This is a genomic window from Mycobacterium sp. 4D054 (assembly GCF_052245755.1).
Classification (GTDB): Bacteria; Actinomycetota; Actinomycetes; order Mycobacteriales; family Mycobacteriaceae; genus Mycobacterium.
The window spans coordinates 1-914 of the sequence record NZ_JBQQCF010000148.1; the positions used below are offsets into that span (position 1 = coordinate 1).

Genomic DNA, 914 nt, shown 5'->3' on the forward strand with positions numbered 1-914 from the left:
CGATCGGCACGGTGCGGCGATGGCGCAACCGGTTCGTCGAATTACGTCTAGACGGGTTGGTTGACGAGCCTCGCCCGGGTCGTCCGCGGGTCGTCGGCGACGACCAGATCGAAGCGTTGATCACCAAGACGCTGGAGACCACCCCGCCGGATGCCACTCATTGGTCGACCCGCTCGATGGCCGCTCATTTGGGGTTGAGTCAGTCGATGGTGTCGCGGGTCTGGCGAGCGTTCGGACTGGCTCCCCACAAGCAGGACTCATGGAAGCTATCGAAGGATCCGCTGTTCGTGGCCAAAGTCCGCGATGTCGTCGGCCTGTACCTGGACCCGCCGGAGCGGGCGCTGGTGCTCTGCGTGGATGAGAAGACGCAGATCCAGGCCCTTAATCGCACCCAGCCCGTGTTTCCGATGCTGCCCGGAACCCCGGCGCGAGCCAGCCACGACTACGTCCGCCACGGCACCTCCAGCTTGTACGCCGCCCTCGACCTGACCACCGGCAAGGTCATCGGCGCGCTGCACTCCCGGCACCGGGCCACCGAGTTCCTGGCCTTCCTCAAGAAGATCGATGCCGAAGTTCCCGACGATCTCGATGTGCATCTGGTCCTCGACAATGCCTCCACACACAAGACGCCTGCGGTGAAGCGTTGGCTGGCAAGCCATCCCAGATTCGTCCTGCACTTCACCCCGACCAGCTCCTCGTGGCTCAATCTCGTCGAGCGCTGGTTTGCCGAGCTGACCACCAAGAAACTGCGCCGCTCCACTCACACCTCGGTGCGGCAACTCAACGCCGATATCCGTGCCTGGATCGACACCTGGAACGACAACCCCAAGCCTTACGTCTGGACTAAGACCGCCGACCAGATCCTGGCAAGCATCGCCAACTACTGCAACCGAATTAATGACTCAGGACACTAG

Annotated in this window: 1 protein-coding gene; it reads left to right on the forward strand. The window is 62.8% G+C overall.

Going from position 1 to position 914, the window contains the following annotated elements; genetic code table 11:
• Positions 1-914, forward strand: a 914-nt coding sequence (locus ACTWP6_RS30320) for an IS630 family transposase (protein WP_443189640.1), incomplete at its 5' end; no start/stop codon positions are given.